The following is an 18,363-nucleotide window of genomic DNA, read 5'->3' on the forward strand; positions in this document are numbered from 1 at the left end:
CTTAATACGTATATTTTATCCGGCTGACTTTTTGCTTATGGATTCAGTACTGATCTCAGCATGAGGAGATAACAAGAGAAAGCGGCGCAACAGCCGCGTGACAGGAATATAAGCAACCAGCAAGGAAAATGAAGCGACCAGCGCGATAATCATCCAGGGCCAGAGTGTTTCAGGTGTCATAAGAAAAGGAACAATACTGCCAGCAGATACGACACCACCGTACTGATACCATAGATTAATACTAATCAGCCATATTGACGCCTGCAAGGTCCAATAAGCTACTTTAGGGTTCATGGTACTCATGCCAATAAGAAGGAGGCCAATACCCAGGTATGTGAGGGTCCCTCCCCACAGGAATATACTGCCGTAATACCCACCACGCAACCACACTACGTCCAGAAGCGCACGAGGCACACTTTCACCAATCTCGGGGCCACTATAGATCGTCACTCCGTTAGCGATAGATTCAGTATGGTTCAGCGTTACAGAACAGAAGCAATAAACACTCAATAATACAAGTGCTATACCCATAAGACGGATAAGCGATTTGTAAGTTATCGACTTTTGCAGCATAAGAGTCCCTTCTTCTACTCAATTGCCTTTCTGATTATATGGTATGTCTAATCAGGAAGTTATGCAATAGCAATTTCTCAATTGGTGAAGGGAAAACGAATAAACGTATTATTCAACTCGCGTGAAAAGAATATCCTGCGCGCCTTCCCAGAGCACCAATCGCCCGAGGTCGCGTAGTTGCTCAGAACCTTCGACAATGGTGAGGAAGTGGTTGCCCGCCAGCTGTCCCATCTTGCTGGCGAAGCAGGTGCTGCCGTAGGGAAAGAGGATCTCAGTTTCGCTATAACCGCCGGGATACAAGAGGATCTGGCCCGCTCCGGGATGGCTGGTGTGGTTCTCGAAGCCCAGGCCAACATCCAGGTCCCCCAATGGAATCCAGGCGGACTCGCCGCTCCAGCGGGCCTGGATGATCTTATTGCGGAATGGCAACAGCTGATTAAAGGCAGCACAGGTCTTAGGCGCTAGTTCATCTTCCATGCGCGCCACAAACTCAAAGGGGCCGGCAACAATCTTTAATTTCTGCATCTTATGACCGCTCCTATTCTATACAACATATCAGTAAGCATGTGCGTGCATATCACTCAACCGTCCTGGTATTTAAGGCATTCAGGACGCGCTCAGGCGTCATAGGTAGTTGATCGAGCCAGATGCCAGTAGCCTGGTGGATAGCGTCAGCTACCGCGGGGGCGAATGGGATCAGGGGCATCTCAGCCACGCCGCGCGCTCCATAGGGCCCATGGGGGTCGGCCAGTTCCAGCACGATCGGAATAATCTCAGTCGGCATGTCCAGCACGGTAGGCAGCAGGTAGGTACTGAAGTAGGGGGTAAGCACACGCCCCTGCCGCATCTGGAAATTCTCGATCAGCGCGTAACCCAGGGCTTGCGCCAGGCAACCCTCGATCTGACCGGTAACCTGCTGCATGTTAATGGCTTTCCCCACATCGTGCACGCTGATAATACCGAGCACTTGCACCTGCCCAGTCAGCGTATTTACCTCGACTTTAACAGCCTGGGCCGCGTAGCCATAGCAGTAGTTGGGAACGCCGTTGTAGGTCACTGGATCAACAGCAGTTGTGTGGGGAGCACGATACTGCACAGTCGCCTGAGCCTGGTAGTCATCGGTGTAACTCCATTTGTTGCGCGCCTCCTGTGCGGCATCCTTGACGGCACGTCCTCCCATAAAGGTCATACGAGAGGCCGAGGCGCTACCGGCGTTGGGGGACTCGCTACTATCGGTGCAGATCATGGTCACTTTATCGAGTGGCAATTGCAGGGTCTCAGCGGCAATCTGGCGCAAGATCAGATGTGAGCCCTGACCGACATCGGCCGCGCCGACGCGCACCTCGGCGCGCTCCAGTTCCGCCTGACCAAACACTTCAACCGTCGCGGTCGCCTGCTCGGGAAATCCAAAGGAATAGCCAACGTTCTTGATGCCGCAGGCGATACCGATCCCCTGCTTCAAATGTCCCTGGTTGCTGGTTGCTGTCTCTCCATATCCCCAACGACTCCTGGCTTCGGATAGGCAGCGTTCCAGCACAGGCAGGGCGCTGACTCCGACTGGCAGAGGTCGTTGCGTAGGCTCGATGCTCCCCTCGCGATAGATATTGCGCAACCGTACCTCGGCGGGGTCCAGGTGCAAGGCTTCAGCCAATCTATCCAACATCAACTCACTGGCGAACTGGGCCTGTGGCGCGCCAAAACCACGGAAGGCGCCGGCGGGAATGTTGTTGGTGTAGACCGCGTAGCCATCCACAGAGATATGCTCGATCTCATAGCAGCCGCTGGCAAACAGCGCGATATCTTTAACGACTTCGATGCTGGTGGAGGCGTATGCACCACCATCAGCGATGATCGTGGCTTCAACCGCCGTGATCGTGCCATCGCGTTTGCCGCCCCAGCGACAGGAGATGGTGACGGGATGGCGCTTGTGGTGCCCGATCATCGATTCCTCTCGGCTCCATACCAGGGCCACCGGACGTCGCGCTTTCCAGGCCGCCAGTGCCAGCACGTGCTGCACCGAGAGATCCTCACGACCACCAAAGGCGCCTCCGATGGTCGCGTAGCGCATCACAACCTGTTCTTCAGGCAGTTGAAGCATCTGCGCGATCTGGCGCCGATCCTCGTGCATCCATTGGCCGGCCGTCTCTAACACCAAGCGACCCTGGTCATCGATATAGGCGATACCGGCCTCTGGCTGCAGAAAAGCGTGTTCCTGCCAGGTGGTGGTAAACGTTCCCTCAACGACGGCATCAGCCTCCGCCAGGGCTCGGGCCGCATCTCCTTTGCGCAGAGGAAAATGGAAGAGCTGATTGGTGCCACGTGTCTCATGAACCAGGGGAGCATCGGGCGCCAGGGCCAATTGTGAGTCCGTCACCGCTGGCAGGTCCTCATATTCAACGGCCACCAGCTTTGACGCCGTGATAGCGGCCTCTCTGGTCTCAGCCACCACCAGTGCAACCTTGTCACCTTCGAAGCGCACCACGTCCTGACAGAGGACCGGCTGGTCGGCCTCGATCAGACCAAAGGCATTGTAGGGCACATCCTGAGCGGTCAGGACGGCAACGACATCTGGGGATGCCTGGGCCTCGGCGGTATCAAGGGAGAGAATGCGGGCGTGGGGACGATGGGCAAAAACAACCTGTGCATGCAGCATCCCGGGCCGAACAAGGTCGGCGGGATAGCGGGCAGCGCCCGTTACTTTCCCCAGCGCATCGGGGCGCGCGATGGATGCACCGATCAATTCAGTCATACAGGTGTCCCTCCTTGCTGCTCCCCCACACTCTGCACCGCCTCCCAGATTTTGCGATAACCGGTGCAGCGGCAGATATTCCCGCTCAATGCCGTGCGGATCTGCTCCATTGAAGGCTGCGGATATTCAGCCAGCAGCCTGGCACCAGACATTAACATACCAGGAATACAGTAACCACATTGAACAGCCGCGTGATCAATAAAGGCCTGTTGTAAAGGATGAAGATGTGCTTCATCGGACGATAGCCCTTCAATGGTGGTCACCTCGGCGCCATGGGCCTGGGCTGCCGGTACCAGGCAGGACATCACCGCCTGCCCATTCAGCCAGACAGCGCAGGCGCCGCACTCGCCCTCGGCGCACCCCTCCTTGGTGCCGGTTAAACCGGCATCTTCACGTAAGGCATTCAACAGAGTCTTTTGATGTGCTCCACTCCATTGATAAGTCTGTCCATTCACAGTGGTTTCGATCCGCGTCTGTAGGGGCGTGACACGGCATTCATCCCGCCATGGCGTTTCCAGTGACACAGGGTGCCGCATCCAGGACACGGGTTCCTGTGGGGTGGCCAGGCGCCGCAGGCCATCGTCCAACAGAGTTGAAAGCGTCTGCAGACGATACGTCGCCGAGGAGCGTACATCATCTATCGGGCTGACATCGCGCGCGGCCAGCCGCGCCGCTTCTCGGCACAGCTCCGGCGTCAGCTGTTTGCCGGTCAGCAATACTTCACTGGTGCGAGCATGAATAACGGTAGGCGCCAGACAACCCAGGGTGATCTGGGCCTCATCGACCCGTTCCTCGTCCCCCATCGTCAGAAGCAGGGCCAGATTGATGACCGAGATAGCCTGCGCCCGACGCAGACCTAATTTGATAAACAGACCACGCTGCTGCTCGGACATACGCGGAAAGCGAATTTCACGCAGTATCTCGCCCGGCTGAAGAATCGTGCGACGCACACCCGTATAGAACTGTTCTAGCGGTACACTACGTTCGCCATATGGATTGGTTAAGATGACCCGCGCATTCAGAGCCAGCAGAGGCGCGATGGTGTCATTGGCGGGCGAGGCGGTCACCAGGTTACCAGCAATCGTCGCGCGCGTGCGAATAGGCGGCGCCCCCACCTCCCAGCATGCCTGCGCCAGGGGAACCGCATAGCGGCGGCAGAGCTCAGACATAATGATGTCATTGTGGGTAGCCAGCGCCCCCAGCACGATCTCATCATGCTCCTCACGCACATATTTAAGCTCACGCAACTTACTGACATCGATTAATGTCGTAGTTGGCTTCACTCCACGCTGCAGCTCAACCAGCACATCGGTGCCCCCGGCGATAATACGGGATTGATCCCTATGCTCCCATATAAGATCCAGGGCCTCATCTAATTGCACAGGTTGCAAATAGGTCTGCCACATAGGCATCCAGCTTTCTACTGTAACGCATACCACAGTTCTAAATAACGTCTATTCTTAAGAACCCGGATTCAAAGATAAAGGTTTCACCAGCTGACCAATAGGAGGGCTAACGATCTTTCCATCAAGAAAAACGGTCTGGCCACGAACCAGGGTACGTACGATGCGACCACGCAGCGTGCGTCCCAGATAAGGACTATACGGATGCCGATAAAAGAGGTGATGAGATTCCAGCCTGTACGAGCAGGTGACGTCGACCAGCGTTAAGTCAGCATCGCAGCCAACTTCTAGCCTCCCCTTCTGCGCGGGCAAGTTAAAGCGACGCGCCACAAACTCTGAAGTAGCAGCCACAATCAGTTCCAGGGGCAGATGGCGCTGGTTATAACCTTCAGTAAGCAATAACGCCAGCAGAGATTGGCAACCGGAGATGCCACCCCAGGCCTCGAAGAAATCCGCGCGCTCCTTCATCTCAAACGGGGCTGGCGAATGATCGGAAGCGATCATGGGCAGGGTACCGGAAAATAAATGTTGCCATAATGCGGCCTGCTCGGCTAGCGGACGCAACGGTGGCGCGCACTTGGCGACCACCCCCAGCTCCTCCATATCTTCCTCGGTCAGAACCAGGTAATGCGGGCAGGTCTCGCAGCTCACATCTACGCCGCGTGTACGCGCGCTGGCCACCAGCCGCACGCCACGCCCCGTACTGACGTGCACGATATGCAAAGCACAGCCCGTTTCTTTGGCGAACAGGATGGCGCGCTCAATTGCTTCCAACTCGGCCAGCGCCGGTCGCGATGCAAGGTAGTCCCGCACGCCTACCTGTCCTTGAGCACGCGCCTGGCGAGCCAGTCCTGCCGTCAGCTGATCATTTTCCGCGTGTACCGCCACCAGTTTACCAAGTCTAGCCGCTTGCTGCATACCCAGGTAAAGCGTCGCATCATCCGCTGCCTGAAAATCTTCGATGCCGCTACTGCTCATAAAAGCCTTGAAACCCACCACGCCACAAGCTGCCAGATCATCCAATTGTGCGAGATTAGCGGGCACCAGTCCACCCCAAAGGCCAAAATCAACGTAAGAGGAAGTCTTCGCGGCCGTTAGCTTCTCGTTAAAGCTGTCGGCATCCAGCGTTGGTGGATGCGCGTTGAGGGGCATATCAAAAAAAGCGGTTGTTCCTCCCGCCGCCAGGGCTTTTGAGCCCGACGCAAAGCCTTCCCACGTTGTCCGACCGGGCTCATTAAAATGGACATGAGCATCGATAACACCAGGAAGTATATGGAGATTGTGCGCGTCAATAACAGCCTGCACGCTACCATTCAGTTCAGGAGCAATCGCCACGATACGTCCATCAGCGATCGCCACATCAGCACTACGTACACCACCGCTTGCCGTCACCAGTGTTCCACCTCGAATTACGAGATCGTAAGCTCCCATAGCCTTCAGCCTCCCATACTACATAAATGATTCAAAAGCCGATCAACAATCCGAATAGAAACGGCCACATCCTCTGTCCTGACAGATTCGTCAGCGTGATGGCTGATACCTCCTTTACAGCGTACAAACAACATCGCGACCTCGGTGAGATCGCTCATGGCTACCGCGTCATGACCCGCGCCACTGGCCAGCGAATACGCGGGTATACCCTCCGCTTCAATCGCACGCCTTACAAGTGAAGAAAGATAGGGCGAGCAGGGGACCGTCTTATTTTGCTGCACAGCATGCCAATCGACGGTAACGCCGCGCTCCCGACCAATCCTGAGCGCCTGCAGGCGCAGTTCTGTGGATATCCGAGCGAGCACATCATCATCCTGATGACGCACGTCCAGGCTGGCCGAGACGTATCCCGGAATCACATTGCTGGCACCAGGGGAGACCTGTAATTTTCCAATCGTAGCTACAAGTCCAGCTGTCTGACGTGCCAGCGCTTCTGCGGCCAGGATATACTCGGATGCCGCGCACAAGGCATCGTGACGCATATCCATTGGCACCGTGCCGGCATGGCCCGCCTGTCCTGAAAAATGCAGCATGTAGCGATGCTGGCCTGAAATCGAGCTTACCACACCTACCGGGAGATCACGCGCCTCCAGGACCGGTCCCTGCTCGATATGGACCTCGCAATAGCCAAGCAGAGCCTCGGGTCGCCAACGCGGGGTCTGTAATAGAGCTGGATCGGGCTGACCGCCGAATGACCGAATGGCTTCGGCCATACTGATACCATCATCATCAAGATAGCGCAGGGTGGCGGGATCAAAGGTGCCGACGACCGCCTGGCTCCCAAGATAAGAGGTGTGATAGCGAACGCCTTCTTCATCCGCAAAACCAAGGACTTCTATGGCGAAGGGCAACCTGCGTCCCTGCTCGTGCAGGCGCTCGACACAGGCCAGTGGTACCAGGACGCCCAGAATGCCATCGTACCTGCCCGCCGCGCACACGGTATCCAGGTGAGAACCAAAGAGCATCGTTCTGGCATTGGTTGTCTGGCCTTCGTAGCGGCCAATAACGTTGCCGATATGATCATGGTGGACCGTCATGCCAGCGGCGAGCATCCACGAAGCGACAACGTCATTGACCAGCCGCATCGGGACGGTCGCGAAACGGCGTGTCAAACAGTCCGCATCCTCGCTATAGCGCGCCAGGATATCACAGCGCTCCATGACGGTGCGCGCAGCCTCATCCAGCATCTTCATCGCTAACTCCCCCGGTAGGTGCTATATGCCCAGGGTGAGATAAGCAATGGTACATGATAGTGCTCCTCAACGCGGGCGATACCAAAACGAATGGGAACCTCATCCAGAAAAGGAGGATCAGCCAGTGCCAGGCCCTGAGCGACAAAATACTTTCCCACGGCAAACACCAGCTCATACCGGCCCATCACAAGCTCATGACCTTGCAACAGGGGTTCAGACGTACGTCCATCCCCATTAGTGCGCAGGACCTTCAAAAGGGTGCGTCGGCTCCCCTCGCCGCCAAGCAACCACAACTGAAGCGGAACATCAGCCGCGGGCCGGCCTTGCGTGGTATCCAGGACATGAGTAGTAAGTCGGCCAGGCATAATGCATTCCCTCCCGATCAAGCATTCCGGCTCACTGTCAGCCTGATCACACCATACGCCGAGAACGGATCGCTATAAACCTTGATCTTTTTATCGGTTGTGGATGCCACGATCTCGTCGCGTGTGCGATTCTGGGCCTCAAAAGAGACCTCCGCCAGTTGTGGGAAACGGGCCAACAGGCGTTGACCCATCTCATGAACCAGGTGTTGAATTGATTCGCTGACAAACTCGTGAAAGACCACCTGCAGCAGATCGCGCACCTGCTCAGCTGGCACATAACGGGCATGATCGCGGGCTAAAAATGCCTGATCATCAATGTACTTCCAGTATACGTCCAGATACACAAACAGCGGACGATCAACACGTTCCTGTAACGTGGTATATTCATCGCGTACGAAACGCGAGAACGAGCTGCCCGTAACCTTAAACAGCTCCATATCCACCTGGCCACAATGATGGTCAAGCAGGCTCACCACTCCGCGATCATCGCGTTCAAACGCCAGGGTCGCCACTGCGTAGGCGCTATGGGAGCGATTGAAAAGCACCCTGCTGGTGGCAAACACTCCCCGCTCCTTTCCCGGCACCGTTACCCGCGCGAACGGGAGCTCGCGACCACTTAAGCGCAGACGCTCCATCTGAACGTATGTCTGCAAGAAACGCCTGCCCAGCAGATCCAGAAATTCTTCAATAGTTGATCCGGTAAACTCCAACGCCTGCCGCAAGACAAAATTTTTCATGCTATCGGTCGCTACCACATGGGAGTTGTCTCCCTCGGTATAGGCAGGCAAAAAATTCTCCCCCAGCACCTCAACATCGATCTCGTAGGCAAACAACGTATTCTCGCGACCGGTAAAAGGGGATTCAGGAATCGGCGTAATCCCCTCCAGAGGAGGTGCGTAAACGCGATAGACAGGGATGCGTAGCTTGCCATAACTTGTAAAAAAAGAAAGCCCAGTGCTCATAGAGCCCTACCCTTCATCTAGCCAGTGCGAACTATCTGGCGCTAGCCGTCACATAGCATGCAGAAAATCTTATGACCGGATCAAATCGCGCAGGCGTAAAAGACATATTTTAGCCACCTCACCCAGGGCTAGCGGAATCTCCTGGTCGGGTGAATTATGGAGTCGTTGCTCAAAGCCAGCCAGGATGCTGTCTTTTTTGTTTTCACGCGCGCAAATAACAAAAGGGAAGCCAAAACGTTCACGATACGCCTGATTATAACGGGAAAATGCCGCGATCTCTTCATCGCTCAGCCGATCCAGGCCTGCGGCCGATTGCTCATGGGTGGAGGATGGGGAAAGCGTGCCGGCAAGGGCAGCCCGCCCGACCAGGTCAGGATGAGAGCGTATCAGAGCAACTTGCTGCTCAAGCGGGGCAGCGTACATCACAGCGCATAAGGAAGCATGCAGGTGATCCAACGAACGAAATGGCCGGGAAGGCCAGGCCTCAGCAACAATCCAGGGAGGTCCTTCAAAGAGAGGGCTCAACGCCTGCACAAAATCGTCGTGGCTGAGAGCATTAATCTCTTGCAGCGTATATGTAGATCCCGTCGTCATGTGTGTCCTTTCTTAAAAATAAAGAAAGATAGAGGCGTGCGCCATCGACGGTAAAAATTTCTAAAGACATTCTATAAGCTGGAAGAACAGCGGCGTAAACACTTCCAATAAAAGGACTGGTTATTTATGATATACCACCTGTCGACCGAGAGCAGCCAGGCAGAGAAATAAGCTGGTTTTGGATAGTCGGACAGCATTTACCAATGTGTATAGTATATACAGCCAGTATAGGTGCGTCAAGTGCATAATATACACATATCTATTTTTTGCATCTAGTATTCGACAGACATTTTATACTTGAATGGTTGCGTGAGCGCGTCTGGGGGCTGCGGAGCGACTACAGCCAGGAAGATGACTATGTCAGCACTTGCCTCTGTATCGCCGAGATGCTGAAATCGGGCACAACCACCTTCCTGGAAGCTATGCTAGCGCACCGGTATGGCTTTGATGGCATCGCCCGGGCCGTCCAGGAAAGTGGCATTCGGGCCTGCCTGGCGGGCATCGTCATGGATATCGGGACCTATGCGACACATGACAACTCGATGCATCCCGGCATACGTGAAGACCGAGAGACCAGCCGGCTGGGCGTCCTGGACATGCACAGCAAATGGCAGGGAACCGCCAATGGGCGTATCTATGTCTGGTTCGGTCCACGTACTCCCGGGGGCGTCACCTCGGAGTTGTACCGCGAAATGAGCGAACTGGCTCGGCAAAAAAATATGGGGATTACCATGCATCTGGCCGAGGTTGAGGCCGATAAAATCTACCTGCAAGAGAAATTCGGCCTCGCGCCAGTGCTCTACGCCGAGAGCGTCGGTCTGCTGGGACCAAGATCGGTTCTGGTCCATATGGTCTGGCTTAATGATGCGGATATCGCCAAGTTGGCGGAAACTGGTACTCACGTCTCCCATAACCCCTCCTCTAATAGCAAACTGGCCTCGGGCGTCTGCAAAATGCCCCAACTTCTGGAGCAAGGCGTCAACGTCGCTCTTGGCTGCGATGGTGGCCCGAGCAATAATAATTATGATATGATCCGCGAAATGAAGCTCGCGACAGTTATCCACAAAGCGGTCAGTATTACTCCCCTCACAATACCAGCTGAAACTGTACTGAAATGGCTACCATCAATGGTGCCAGAGCATTTGGCCTGGAACATGAGATAGGTTCCCTGGAAACAGGAAAAAAAGCGGACCTGGTCATACTGGATCTGCATCGTCTACACGCCACGCCCTCGCCTAATCCTGTTTCTACCCTGGTCTATGCCACGACCGGCGGAGAAGTTGATACCTACTGGTAGATGGGGAGATCGTGGTTCAGGGCGGCCACCTCATGACGATGGATGAGCATGAGGCAATTGCGCAGGCCAACAAACACGCCTACCAGGTATATCAACGGGCCGGGATCGACATCAAACCGAAATGGCCGATACGCTAGCTCGTAGCCTGGATATACGGCATAGAGCGTACGCATGGGCAAGGACTCGTCACCATGGAAGTTTCACAACCGCTGCAAAAACCCAGCGGTTGTGAGCCTTCCATGATCACCCAGAAACCACTCTTCTTGCGTCGCCAGGTCGTCTCAGTGCGCGCATCCGTCCTGCTAAGCTTATCGCGAAAAATGCCACTGGCCTCAACGGTCCAGAAATCCTGCTCCTCATCGCGGGCAACATCAAAATAATGTGCATGCGCCGCGATACAATGTTTTCGCTCACGTTTCGCAAACTCGCGCGGAGTCTGGAAAGGGGTAGACACATAATGCAACGGATGGGTAAAGACCCAGGTCATTTCGCCCTGTGCATCGGGAATGCCCTCAAGCGTCGCTGAATCTGAAATGCTGATACGCCCCTGCTGCATCAAGGTCGCCACCATTGGATCAAGATTGCGAACCAGGCTACGCATATCTTCGGTCCCCGTATGGCGATTCAACCATAAATGATCGTGATAACCGCGGCTGATCATTTGATAACCACCAACCCGCTCAAGATCTTCATTAATGAGCATGAGCAGATCAACAATCATCTGCTTTTCTTGTTTCCATATCAGACGTTGATCACCGGGCGCCAGGTGATTATATTTATGGCAATCAAAGAAATCACCAAGCCATAACACGCACTGAATACTAAACTCACGAATTGTTGTGCGCAGCATAGATAGCAAAGAAGGATCAAGATAAGGAAGATGAGCATCGCTGGCAACCAGAACGCGTGTCTCATATATGTTGCGGCGCAAGCCCTGACCAGTTGACACACCCAGCTCATGCACAGGGGAAACCATCTGCGACGACGAAGATGCTCTCGCGTGCTTATTGATTAGCATGTACCCCACCCCTTCACTTAAAAAATACCTCCAACCGCCCTTTTCTCCTCGCGTACAGAAAACGTTGAAAACCCTTCTTGACGAGGAAACGTTGCAAAGTAATTATAGCGTGCAAATATAGAAATATGCAATAAAACAAGGTTATGTTTCCTCAACCTGATAGTTGAGATTTCATTACTGGCGTCGATCGGCTCGTGATGCGGCAAAGAGAGTGGATGACCGCATTATCATTACGTCAGCACAGTCTAAACATCTCTACAATTGAGCTGGAGTGATATACTCTCAAATGGATGGATCTATACCATACGATAGCAACGAGTACATGACATGACAGAAAGGCAAGCAATGGACGGCGTAGGAAACTGGCTCTTGTTGATGCCACAGATATCGGTCGCTTCCAGCAAGCTGCGCGTGATGCTTGGACGACGGCTACAAGGAATCGGCGCCCTGCAATTTCAGACCAACCTCTGGATTCTTCCCTATAGTGCTGAGCATGAAAAAGTGATCGCCAATATGCTGGCTGATCTCAAAGAACAGGGAGGGAGCGGCCTTGTTTTTCGCTCCCAGGTCGGGAGTGACGAAATGCACCAATCGTTGATCGTCCACTTTCAAAGCATTCAGCATAACGAGTACGCTACATTCATATGCTCCTGCCAGGAATTTCTGACAGCGGTGGAGCAGCAGGTCCTGAACGATAACTGGAACTTTGATGTGCTGGAAGAAATTGAACGCTCGCTCCAAAAACTGAACAACCGGTTGGCACGCTTACAACAACGCGACTTTTTTCCTGATGATCAGAGCGAGACCGCCCGGACGATGCATGCACGCTGCAGCCAGGCCCTCTACGAGTTTGCCATCAGCGTATATACCTACCACGATATCTCCGTCAATGCCGAGGAGGCAAAAAATACCATTGAACATGGTGAAGGTCGGTAATGCAGCCATCATGAATGGCTGAGTAGTGGAACAACGTCATTCACCAACGTTTGCAGGGTGATCAAGTTAGGAAATCCCTCGCACGAAAGCATAAAATAATCGATGCCAAGATCAATAAATGGACGCATCTGATCGATAATCTGCCTGGGTGTTCCCACAAAAGTGTGTGAGGAATTCTGTACTTTGCCAGAGGCCAGTTCATGTACGATGGATTCCCTGGGGGCACAGAGGCAGTTCGCCTGCAGCGTACGCCGCAAGGTTGCAGGGTTACGACCAACCTCAGCACAGGCCTGTTCACACATAGCAATCTGCCTTCTGGCTGCGTCTATATCCGCCCCTATAATATTCCACCAGTCAGCGTAACGGGCGGTCAGGCGCAGCATCTTTGGCTGAAAGCCAGCTACCATAACAGGTGGGATTGGATCGGGTTTGGGACGGCAGTAGGCATTTTTGAGCCGGTGATGCTTGCCTTCAAACGTCACATTATCCTGCTGCCAGAGCGCCCTTGTAATCAATAATGTCTCTTCCAGCGCTTCAACGCGCTCACCGGCGGAGGGGAACTCGAGATTATAGGCCTGGCATTCCTCTTCGTTCCAGCCCGCGCCAATACCAAAGATAAAACGCCCCTTGCTCATGTACTGTAATGTCGCGGCCATCTTAGCCAGTACAGCGGGATTGCGGAACAGCTGGCAAAGCACAATATGGCCAAATTTCAACTCGGGTCTCCTGGCCATCAAATAAGTCAAAGCTGTCCAGCCTTCCAGGAAGTCCTGAGAACCAAACTGGAGATGATCAGCAAACCAGGCCGAATCAAAGGAGCCCGCGATGATCTCCAGCCCCTTCTCATTCGCTCTCAGATAGGCACTACGATCTATCTCCCCGTTCCCAACGGGCATAGACCAGCCAAATTGCACACCAGCCATAACACTCTCCTTTTGTCACCCTATACCCATCAATACGATAGACGGTGCGATACCGTATACAACACCAACAGCAAAAAGTGTGAGTCTTACTCCCATCATCCTGATGGCTCGTATAGTCCCACACGTGCGTCTGATACGCGGCAACACCGATTTTTAATGGTATCGCATCACGTGCATAGATGAGCACGCGATGCGCCACCGTTAAACAGATACGTGAAGCACTACAGTTTTTGAACAATGAGCAAGAACGAGTGGAAGGGAATATCAACAGAGCCTTGCTGGTGGAGGAGATGATGGATGTCTACGAGTTGATGCCAATACTTCTCAATCGAGAAATCGGGCACTTCCCAGGGCACAGCCTTGAGGTAGTAGACAATGGCACCCACATCATGAAAGCGAGTCATGAAGAATTCCTCTTTACGCTCGATGACATGACCACCAGCATCTTCCATCTGCCGTGCCGCGTAATCGATATTCCATGGGTGTTCCACTTGCTTTTGACGCCCGAGCAACTCATGCAACCTGGCATTGGTCTGATCGCCAACTTGCTGTGTGATAAACATCTGTCCTGTCTTGAGGATGCGCAACACTTCCGATGGGTTGTAGCTCCCATGGCGGTTGATGACAAGATTAAGCGTCTGATCTGGAAAGGGCAAACACTCATCGAGAGCCGTGTAAACGGTGACACCAAGTGGGGAGAGCCGTTGCCTCGCGGCAATGACGTTCGGAGCATATAACTCGGTGGCATACGCTTCCGGGACAGGTTGGAGCGCAAGCAACTGCGCGAGTTTTTCTCCCCCACCCGTGTGCATATCGAGCAGAGTAGAAGCCTGTTTCATTGCCGTTGTCACCGTGTATGTGTAATCCCAGGCAGGGTTGGTCCTGATGCTTGTCATTCTCCCGTTTAGATACGAGAAATCCCAACCATTGAAGGGATGATTGTACTCCTCAGTGAGGAAATCAAAAAGGATCTGGTCAGCTTTTTCACCCATGCGATGTTCTCCTTCTTTCTGTATGGTGTGGTGACGGCCTTATCCAGGACATAAAAAGGCCGTGAGCGAGCACTCACGGCCTGTATTGACGAAAAAAAGAACAGGCTGCGAACGTTCTTAATCTTTCGCCCACAGCCTGTCATTTCCTGGTTGCGCTTTTCCTGCCTTTCAGTTCAGAAGCTCCCTTACAGGTACCTCAAAAAAGGCATAATACGGCCCTGGGCGAAAAGCTGATTAGGCAGTGTGATGACACGACACCTGCTTGTTTTCATGGTAAGCTTTCCGCATCCAGGACCAAAAGTCTCTGGATACCATTCCTTTCTTACAAAGTTGCTTCTGACTGCACTAAACAGAGTCTACCATTGGTATTATCGTTTTGTCAAAAAGTTTATTAGCTAAGAGTTTAAATATTTGCGTAGCGCCAGCAGAGCTGTGTACATCAGGGCATACAACAAAGCAATACCAAATAGAATGACCAATCCCTCCATTAATGGAACAATTGTATTAATAATTTCCATATGCTTATAACCACCTTTTTCTTTATTTTTACTCTTTCCATAAAGAACGTTGTTGTGGCATCATCATCAAATCAAATAGAACAGGCGCGATACTGTACGAAGCGATGGATGCAACTGCATCCATCGCTTCGTGCAGTATTGCACCTGTTCTCAGTTATAAAAATTTCATCTCGCCACGGCAGACTGAGAGGGCGCGGGCGGCCAGGGCGGGGACGCCGCGCTCAAGGATGGGGAAAAAGGGATCATCGGTGGTGCCGGAGAGGTAGCGTTTATAGCTGCCTTCCAGCAGGATAGCCAGCTTCCAGATCGCCAGCGCGACATAAAAATCAACGTGCTCCACTTTACGCTGCGTGCGCTCCATGTAGCGCTGCACGAGGGCGGCCCTGGTGGAAAAGCCAGGCTGGCCCGTGATCTCCCAGGAGGCATCGCCAAGGGAAAAAGGAGGATCATTCTCTTCACGCCAGAACGAGAGCAGGTAGCCAACGTCCGCCAGGGGATCGCCCAGTGTGGCCATTTCCCAATCTACAATGGCCAGTACGCGTGCGGGTGGTTCAGGAGCCAGCAACGCGTTATCCAAGCGATAATCACCGTGCACGATCGTGGCGTGTGAGTCTTCAGGCAAATGTTGCTGCAGCCAGAGCGTGACCGCGTCTAAATCGGGAATGTCCCTGGTGCGCGAGGCGTCTAGCTGACCGCTCCAGCGGCGCAACTGACGGCCCAGGTAACCCTGGGGCTTGCCAAAGCTCTCCAGGCCAACGGACCGCCAATCCACGAGATGCAGTTCGGCCAGCGCATCGATCAGGGCCTCGCCAATACCTGTCCGCGACGACACATCGCTGGCGAAGGCGGGTGGCAGTTTATCGCGAATCGCCAACCCGGGGATGCGCTCCATCAGGTAAAATGGGGCGCCAATCACCTGCACATCATCACAATAGAGCAATGGACGCGGCACCGGGACGGCCGTATCCGTTAATGCACTCAGGACGCGGTATTCACGTCCCACATCATGGGCCGTGGGCAGCAAGGGACCATATGGAGGCCGGCGTAAAACAAATTGCTGGGTCCCCGAGGTGATAAAGAATGTTTCGTTGGAGTGGCCCCCTCGAATGCGCTCGATCTGTAAGGGCGTATCGGCATCGAGCAAAGGCAAAGCCCGCGTTAGATATGCATGCAGAGAGGCCCTGTCAACCAGGCGGCTTTCCAGATCATTACTCATTGATCGCCTCCTTGAGGAGCCTTGGAGGAGATAGCCCCATGTGGAAGCGCCTGACCTTCGCGAGCAGTTTCATCTTCTTCGGCCCGTAGAGCGGCCTCTTTTAGGACCTGGCGCGCAATAACGCTACGATGGATCTCCGAGGGACCATCATAAATACGGAAGGGACGCACGCTGCGATAAAAAAGGGCCAGCGGCAGATCCATCGATACGCCATGCGAACCGCAGATCTGTAAAGCCCGATCTACCACGCGATTCACGACCTCAGATACATACGTCTTGGCCATAGAGGTCTCGTACCGACCCTTGCCGCCGGTATCCAGCACCCAGGCCGCATGCCAGATCATCAGGCGGGCCGCGTGTATCTCCGTCGCGGAGTCCGCCAGCATCTCAGCCACCATCTGATGCTTCCCGAGCGTCTGACCGAAGCTCTCGCGCGTGTTGGCGTACTGGGCGGCGATATCCAGGGAACGCTGGGCAACACCTAGCCAGCGCATACAATGGGTCAGACGAGCGGGAGCCAGGCGCACCTGGGCATATTTGAAGCCCTCGCCGACGGCCCCCAGGACTGCTTCATCCGATACCACACAATCGCGCAGCGCGATCTCGCAGTGTCCTCCCACAAAATGAGCATCCAGCGAAGGAATCTCGCGCACGATCTGAAAGCCCGGATTATCTGTATCAATCAAGAACATACTGGCACGTGGCTGACGTCCCCCCTGCTCTACTCCATCATCTGTACGTGCCATGCAAATAGCGAAAGACGCGCCGGTAGCACCGGTAATATACCATTTATCACCGTTGATAACCCATTCAGAGCCACGCCGGGTGGCAACAGTACGCAACGAGGCAGGATCTGTACCAGCTCCGGGAGGAGGCTCGGTCATCGCGAAGCAGGAATGAATATCACCAGCGACCAGGGGACGCAGGTAGCGCTCTTTCTGCTCCTGCGTTGCTACCATTTCTAGCAGATGCATGTTACCCTCATCGGGAGCGGAACAATTCAGGGCCAGCGGGCCCAGGAGACTATGGCCGGCCTCCTCAAATACCACGCTCAGCTCGCGCATACCCAGACCCATGCCACCCCATTCTTCGTCCACGTGGGGAGCATACAGATGAGCCTCGCGTGCCTTACGCCGTAGCTCGGCCAGTCTCTCAGCAGGCAGGCCTGTATACTCATTCAAATAACGCTCTTCAGGAATGACATGATCACGCACAAAGCTGGCTGTGCGCTTCTTCAATTCGAGCAACGCAGGCGAGAGGCTAAAATCAATCATATTTTTACTCCTTTGTAAAAAGGTGCGCCAGACGTTCAACCCGGGTGGGGCAAACGAATACGGGCAATGCTCTTTGTTTATTTTTCGCAAGAAGCATAATCCAATGAGACAGACATATCCAATAGAACATGGATATGCATCAGAATATTTGTATGATAGCAGCATCAGCTAAATAAAGGCAAGTTGAGCTACATGCCTGTCCAGTGCTCCTCCAGGTATCTCAGGAGATGAGCAGGCACGCTATCAGGGGTAATACACATTTCAATAGTGAGGCAGTAAGGTCTCATTGAGATGCACAGTCACTGGCGCTGGATGTAGTGGCCCGGCCTTTTGCCGGTTCGATAAACGGTTTCATACTCGGCGGCCAGCATCTCTTCACGGATATCCAATTGCTTCCACAGGGCATCAATCAAGGCGTAGGAGGTATCTAATTCGGATAGGCGTTGTTCTAATTCTTTTCGTTCGAGGTCCAGCAGGGCGCGCTGCTCTTCTAGCTGGTGGCGTTGCTGCTTAAAAAGCCGGGCTTCTCGATCCAGTTCTTGTAGAGGGGCATGTCTTTGTGTGGCAAAAGGCTCAATGTCACCTGGATCGCGAAATAGCATATCTTACCTCCCCAATAATACCTATTCAACAGTGCATATTTCATCGCCCGATGAAAGAATAACATTTTTAGAGCATCAATGCTATCTTATTAGAAAAAAGTCATATAAGTCATCCCGAACTTTTGAAAAAAGTTCTCAAAACCAGTGGTGCCGCCCTTCGGGCGGCGGAAGAGGAAAGGAATTGGGGGCACAGCCCCCAACCCCCAGTCAAGGGGCTCGCCGCCCCTTGTATCCCTGCTTATCTGGCAAAGTACCAA

The 18,363-nt window shown here is 53.8% G+C and carries 20 protein-coding genes; 3 read left to right on the forward strand and 17 right to left on the reverse strand.

What is annotated here, in order from left to right; translation table 11 throughout:
* Nucleotides 1–15: 15 nt before the first annotated feature.
* The 9 genes from AABA21_RS02655 to uraD form a co-directional block, all read right to left on the reverse strand.
* Nucleotides 16–573: a hypothetical protein gene (locus tag AABA21_RS02655; protein ID WP_338247412.1), complete on the reverse strand. Its 558-nt coding sequence runs from the start codon at nt 571–573 to the stop codon at nt 16–18.
* A 108-nt stretch (nt 574–681) separates the two neighbouring features.
* Nucleotides 682–1,098 carry a DUF3830 family protein gene (locus AABA21_RS02660; protein WP_338247413.1) on the reverse strand — a complete coding sequence of 139 codons (417 nt, stop codon included), beginning with the start codon at nt 1,096–1,098 and terminating at the stop codon, nt 682–684.
* A gap of 52 nt (nt 1,099–1,150) precedes the next feature.
* On the reverse strand, nt 1,151–3,322 hold the full coding sequence (locus AABA21_RS02665) for a xanthine dehydrogenase family protein molybdopterin-binding subunit (RefSeq protein ID WP_338247414.1): 2,172 nt from the start codon (nt 3,320–3,322) through the stop codon (nt 1,151–1,153).
* Complete coding sequence (locus tag AABA21_RS02670) at nt 3,319–4,728, reverse strand: FAD binding domain-containing protein (RefSeq protein WP_338247415.1); 1,410 nt, start codon at nt 4,726–4,728, stop codon at nt 3,319–3,321. The genes AABA21_RS02665 and AABA21_RS02670 overlap by 4 nt, the downstream gene beginning before the upstream one ends.
* A gap of 54 nt (nt 4,729–4,782) precedes the next feature.
* Nucleotides 4,783–6,156, reverse strand: coding sequence for an allantoinase (locus AABA21_RS02675; protein WP_338247416.1), 1,374 nt, complete (start codon nt 6,154–6,156; stop codon nt 4,783–4,785).
* A 5-nt stretch (nt 6,157–6,161) separates the two neighbouring features.
* Nucleotides 6,162–7,409, reverse strand: a complete 1,248-nt coding sequence (locus AABA21_RS02680) for an allantoate amidohydrolase (RefSeq protein ID WP_338247417.1) — start codon at nt 7,407–7,409, stop codon at nt 6,162–6,164.
* A 2-nt stretch (nt 7,410–7,411) separates the two neighbouring features.
* A complete protein-coding gene (uraH, locus tag AABA21_RS02685; RefSeq protein WP_338247418.1) occupies nt 7,412–7,774 on the reverse strand; it encodes a hydroxyisourate hydrolase in 363 nt (120 codons plus the stop codon).
* 17 nt (nt 7,775–7,791) lie between these two features.
* Entirely contained in the window at nt 7,792–8,736 is a 945-nt protein-coding gene (gene pucL / locus AABA21_RS02690; RefSeq protein ID WP_338247419.1) for a factor-independent urate hydroxylase, read from the reverse strand.
* A 69-nt stretch (nt 8,737–8,805) separates the two neighbouring features.
* The gene (gene uraD / locus AABA21_RS02695; RefSeq protein ID WP_338247420.1) at nt 8,806–9,330 is read right to left on the reverse strand and encodes a 2-oxo-4-hydroxy-4-carboxy-5-ureidoimidazoline decarboxylase; all 525 of its coding nucleotides are present in this window, start codon (nt 9,328–9,330) and stop codon (nt 8,806–8,808) included.
* Between the two features lie 266 nt (nt 9,331–9,596).
* Between uraD and AABA21_RS02700 the strand changes: the two genes are divergently transcribed.
* Together AABA21_RS02700 and AABA21_RS02705 are read left to right on the forward strand one after the other, a co-directional pair.
* Entirely contained in the window at nt 9,597–10,493 is an 897-nt protein-coding gene (locus AABA21_RS02700; RefSeq protein ID WP_338247421.1) for an amidohydrolase family protein, read from the forward strand.
* On the forward strand, nt 10,445–10,627 hold the full coding sequence (locus AABA21_RS02705; RefSeq protein WP_338247423.1) for an amidohydrolase family protein: 183 nt from the start codon (nt 10,445–10,447) through the stop codon (nt 10,625–10,627). The genes AABA21_RS02700 and AABA21_RS02705 overlap by 49 nt, the downstream gene beginning before the upstream one ends.
* Here AABA21_RS02705 and AABA21_RS02710 read toward each other — a convergent pair.
* Nucleotides 10,618–10,800, reverse strand: a complete 183-nt coding sequence (locus AABA21_RS02710) for a hypothetical protein (RefSeq protein ID WP_338247424.1) — start codon at nt 10,798–10,800, stop codon at nt 10,618–10,620. The genes AABA21_RS02705 and AABA21_RS02710 overlap by 10 nt on opposite strands.
* Nucleotides 10,761–11,645, reverse strand: a complete 885-nt coding sequence (locus tag AABA21_RS02715) for a hypothetical protein (protein WP_338247425.1) — start codon at nt 11,643–11,645, stop codon at nt 10,761–10,763. Before AABA21_RS02715 ends, AABA21_RS02710 begins: the two co-directional genes overlap by 40 nt.
* A gap of 327 nt (nt 11,646–11,972) precedes the next feature.
* Here AABA21_RS02715 and AABA21_RS02720 point away from each other — a divergent pair, with 327 nt between their 5' ends.
* Nucleotides 11,973–12,581 (forward strand): Chromate resistance protein ChrB, encoded by a 609-nt coding sequence (locus tag AABA21_RS02720; RefSeq protein WP_338247426.1) that lies wholly within the window; start codon nt 11,973–11,975, stop codon nt 12,579–12,581.
* Between the two features lie 8 nt (nt 12,582–12,589).
* On the opposite strand, the gene AABA21_RS02725 is transcribed toward AABA21_RS02720, so the two are convergent.
* From AABA21_RS02725 to AABA21_RS02750, 6 genes are all read right to left on the reverse strand, one after another.
* The gene (locus tag AABA21_RS02725; protein WP_338247427.1) at nt 12,590–13,504 is read right to left on the reverse strand and encodes an LLM class flavin-dependent oxidoreductase; all 915 of its coding nucleotides are present in this window, start codon (nt 13,502–13,504) and stop codon (nt 12,590–12,592) included.
* A gap of 221 nt (nt 13,505–13,725) precedes the next feature.
* Complete coding sequence (locus AABA21_RS02730) at nt 13,726–14,496, reverse strand: class I SAM-dependent methyltransferase (protein ID WP_338247429.1); 771 nt, start codon at nt 14,494–14,496, stop codon at nt 13,726–13,728.
* A gap of 395 nt (nt 14,497–14,891) precedes the next feature.
* Nucleotides 14,892–15,014: a hypothetical protein gene (locus tag AABA21_RS02735; RefSeq protein ID WP_338247430.1), complete on the reverse strand. Its 123-nt coding sequence runs from the start codon at nt 15,012–15,014 to the stop codon at nt 14,892–14,894.
* A gap of 154 nt (nt 15,015–15,168) precedes the next feature.
* Nucleotides 15,169–16,230 (reverse strand): phosphotransferase family protein, encoded by a 1,062-nt coding sequence (locus tag AABA21_RS02740; protein WP_338247431.1) that lies wholly within the window; start codon nt 16,228–16,230, stop codon nt 15,169–15,171.
* The gene (locus AABA21_RS02745) at nt 16,227–17,504 is read right to left on the reverse strand and encodes an acyl-CoA dehydrogenase family protein (protein WP_338247432.1); all 1,278 of its coding nucleotides are present in this window, start codon (nt 17,502–17,504) and stop codon (nt 16,227–16,229) included. The genes AABA21_RS02740 and AABA21_RS02745 overlap by 4 nt, the downstream gene beginning before the upstream one ends.
* A gap of 299 nt (nt 17,505–17,803) precedes the next feature.
* Nucleotides 17,804–18,106, reverse strand: coding sequence for a hypothetical protein (locus AABA21_RS02750; RefSeq protein WP_338247433.1), 303 nt, complete (start codon nt 18,104–18,106; stop codon nt 17,804–17,806).
* Nucleotides 18,107–18,363 lie beyond the last annotated feature (257 nt).

The organism is Dictyobacter halimunensis (assembly GCF_036245075.1).

Coding starts and splice junctions, on each gene's coding strand:
- pucL (WP_338247419.1), bottom strand. CDS start 8,736: ATGAGCACTGGGCTTTCTTTTTTTACAAGTTATGGCAAGCTACGCATC.
- AABA21_RS02710 (WP_338247424.1), bottom strand. CDS start 10,800: ATGCGTACGCTCTATGCCGTATATCCAGGCTACGAGCTAGCGTATCGG.
- AABA21_RS02705 (WP_338247423.1), top strand. CDS start 10,445: ATGGCTACCATCAATGGTGCCAGAGCATTTGGCCTGGAACATGAGATA.
- AABA21_RS02655 (WP_338247412.1), bottom strand. CDS start 573: ATGCTGCAAAAGTCGATAACTTACAAATCGCTTATCCGTCTTATGGGT.
- AABA21_RS02730 (WP_338247429.1), bottom strand. CDS start 14,496: ATGGGTGAAAAAGCTGACCAGATCCTTTTTGATTTCCTCACTGAGGAG.
- AABA21_RS02670 (WP_338247415.1), bottom strand. CDS start 4,728: ATGTGGCAGACCTATTTGCAACCTGTGCAATTAGATGAGGCCCTGGAT.
- AABA21_RS02735 (WP_338247430.1), bottom strand. CDS start 15,014: ATGGAAATTATTAATACAATTGTTCCATTAATGGAGGGATTGGTCATT.
- AABA21_RS02745 (WP_338247432.1), bottom strand. CDS start 17,504: ATGATTGATTTTAGCCTCTCGCCTGCGTTGCTCGAATTGAAGAAGCGC.
- AABA21_RS02660 (WP_338247413.1), bottom strand. CDS start 1,098: ATGCAGAAATTAAAGATTGTTGCCGGCCCCTTTGAGTTTGTGGCGCGC.
- AABA21_RS02675 (WP_338247416.1), bottom strand. CDS start 6,156: ATGGGAGCTTACGATCTCGTAATTCGAGGTGGAACACTGGTGACGGCA.
- uraH (WP_338247418.1), bottom strand. CDS start 7,774: ATGCCTGGCCGACTTACTACTCATGTCCTGGATACCACGCAAGGCCGG.
- AABA21_RS02680 (WP_338247417.1), bottom strand. CDS start 7,409: ATGAAGATGCTGGATGAGGCTGCGCGCACCGTCATGGAGCGCTGTGAT.
- AABA21_RS02720 (WP_338247426.1), top strand. CDS start 11,973: ATGACAGAAAGGCAAGCAATGGACGGCGTAGGAAACTGGCTCTTGTTG.
- AABA21_RS02725 (WP_338247427.1), bottom strand. CDS start 13,504: ATGGCTGGTGTGCAATTTGGCTGGTCTATGCCCGTTGGGAACGGGGAG.
- AABA21_RS02740 (WP_338247431.1), bottom strand. CDS start 16,230: ATGAGTAATGATCTGGAAAGCCGCCTGGTTGACAGGGCCTCTCTGCAT.
- AABA21_RS02665 (WP_338247414.1), bottom strand. CDS start 3,322: ATGACTGAATTGATCGGTGCATCCATCGCGCGCCCCGATGCGCTGGGG.
- uraD (WP_338247420.1), bottom strand. CDS start 9,330: ATGACGACGGGATCTACATATACGCTGCAAGAGATTAATGCTCTCAGC.
- AABA21_RS02715 (WP_338247425.1), bottom strand. CDS start 11,645: ATGCTAATCAATAAGCACGCGAGAGCATCTTCGTCGTCGCAGATGGTT.
- AABA21_RS02750 (WP_338247433.1), bottom strand. CDS start 18,106: ATGCTATTTCGCGATCCAGGTGACATTGAGCCTTTTGCCACACAAAGA.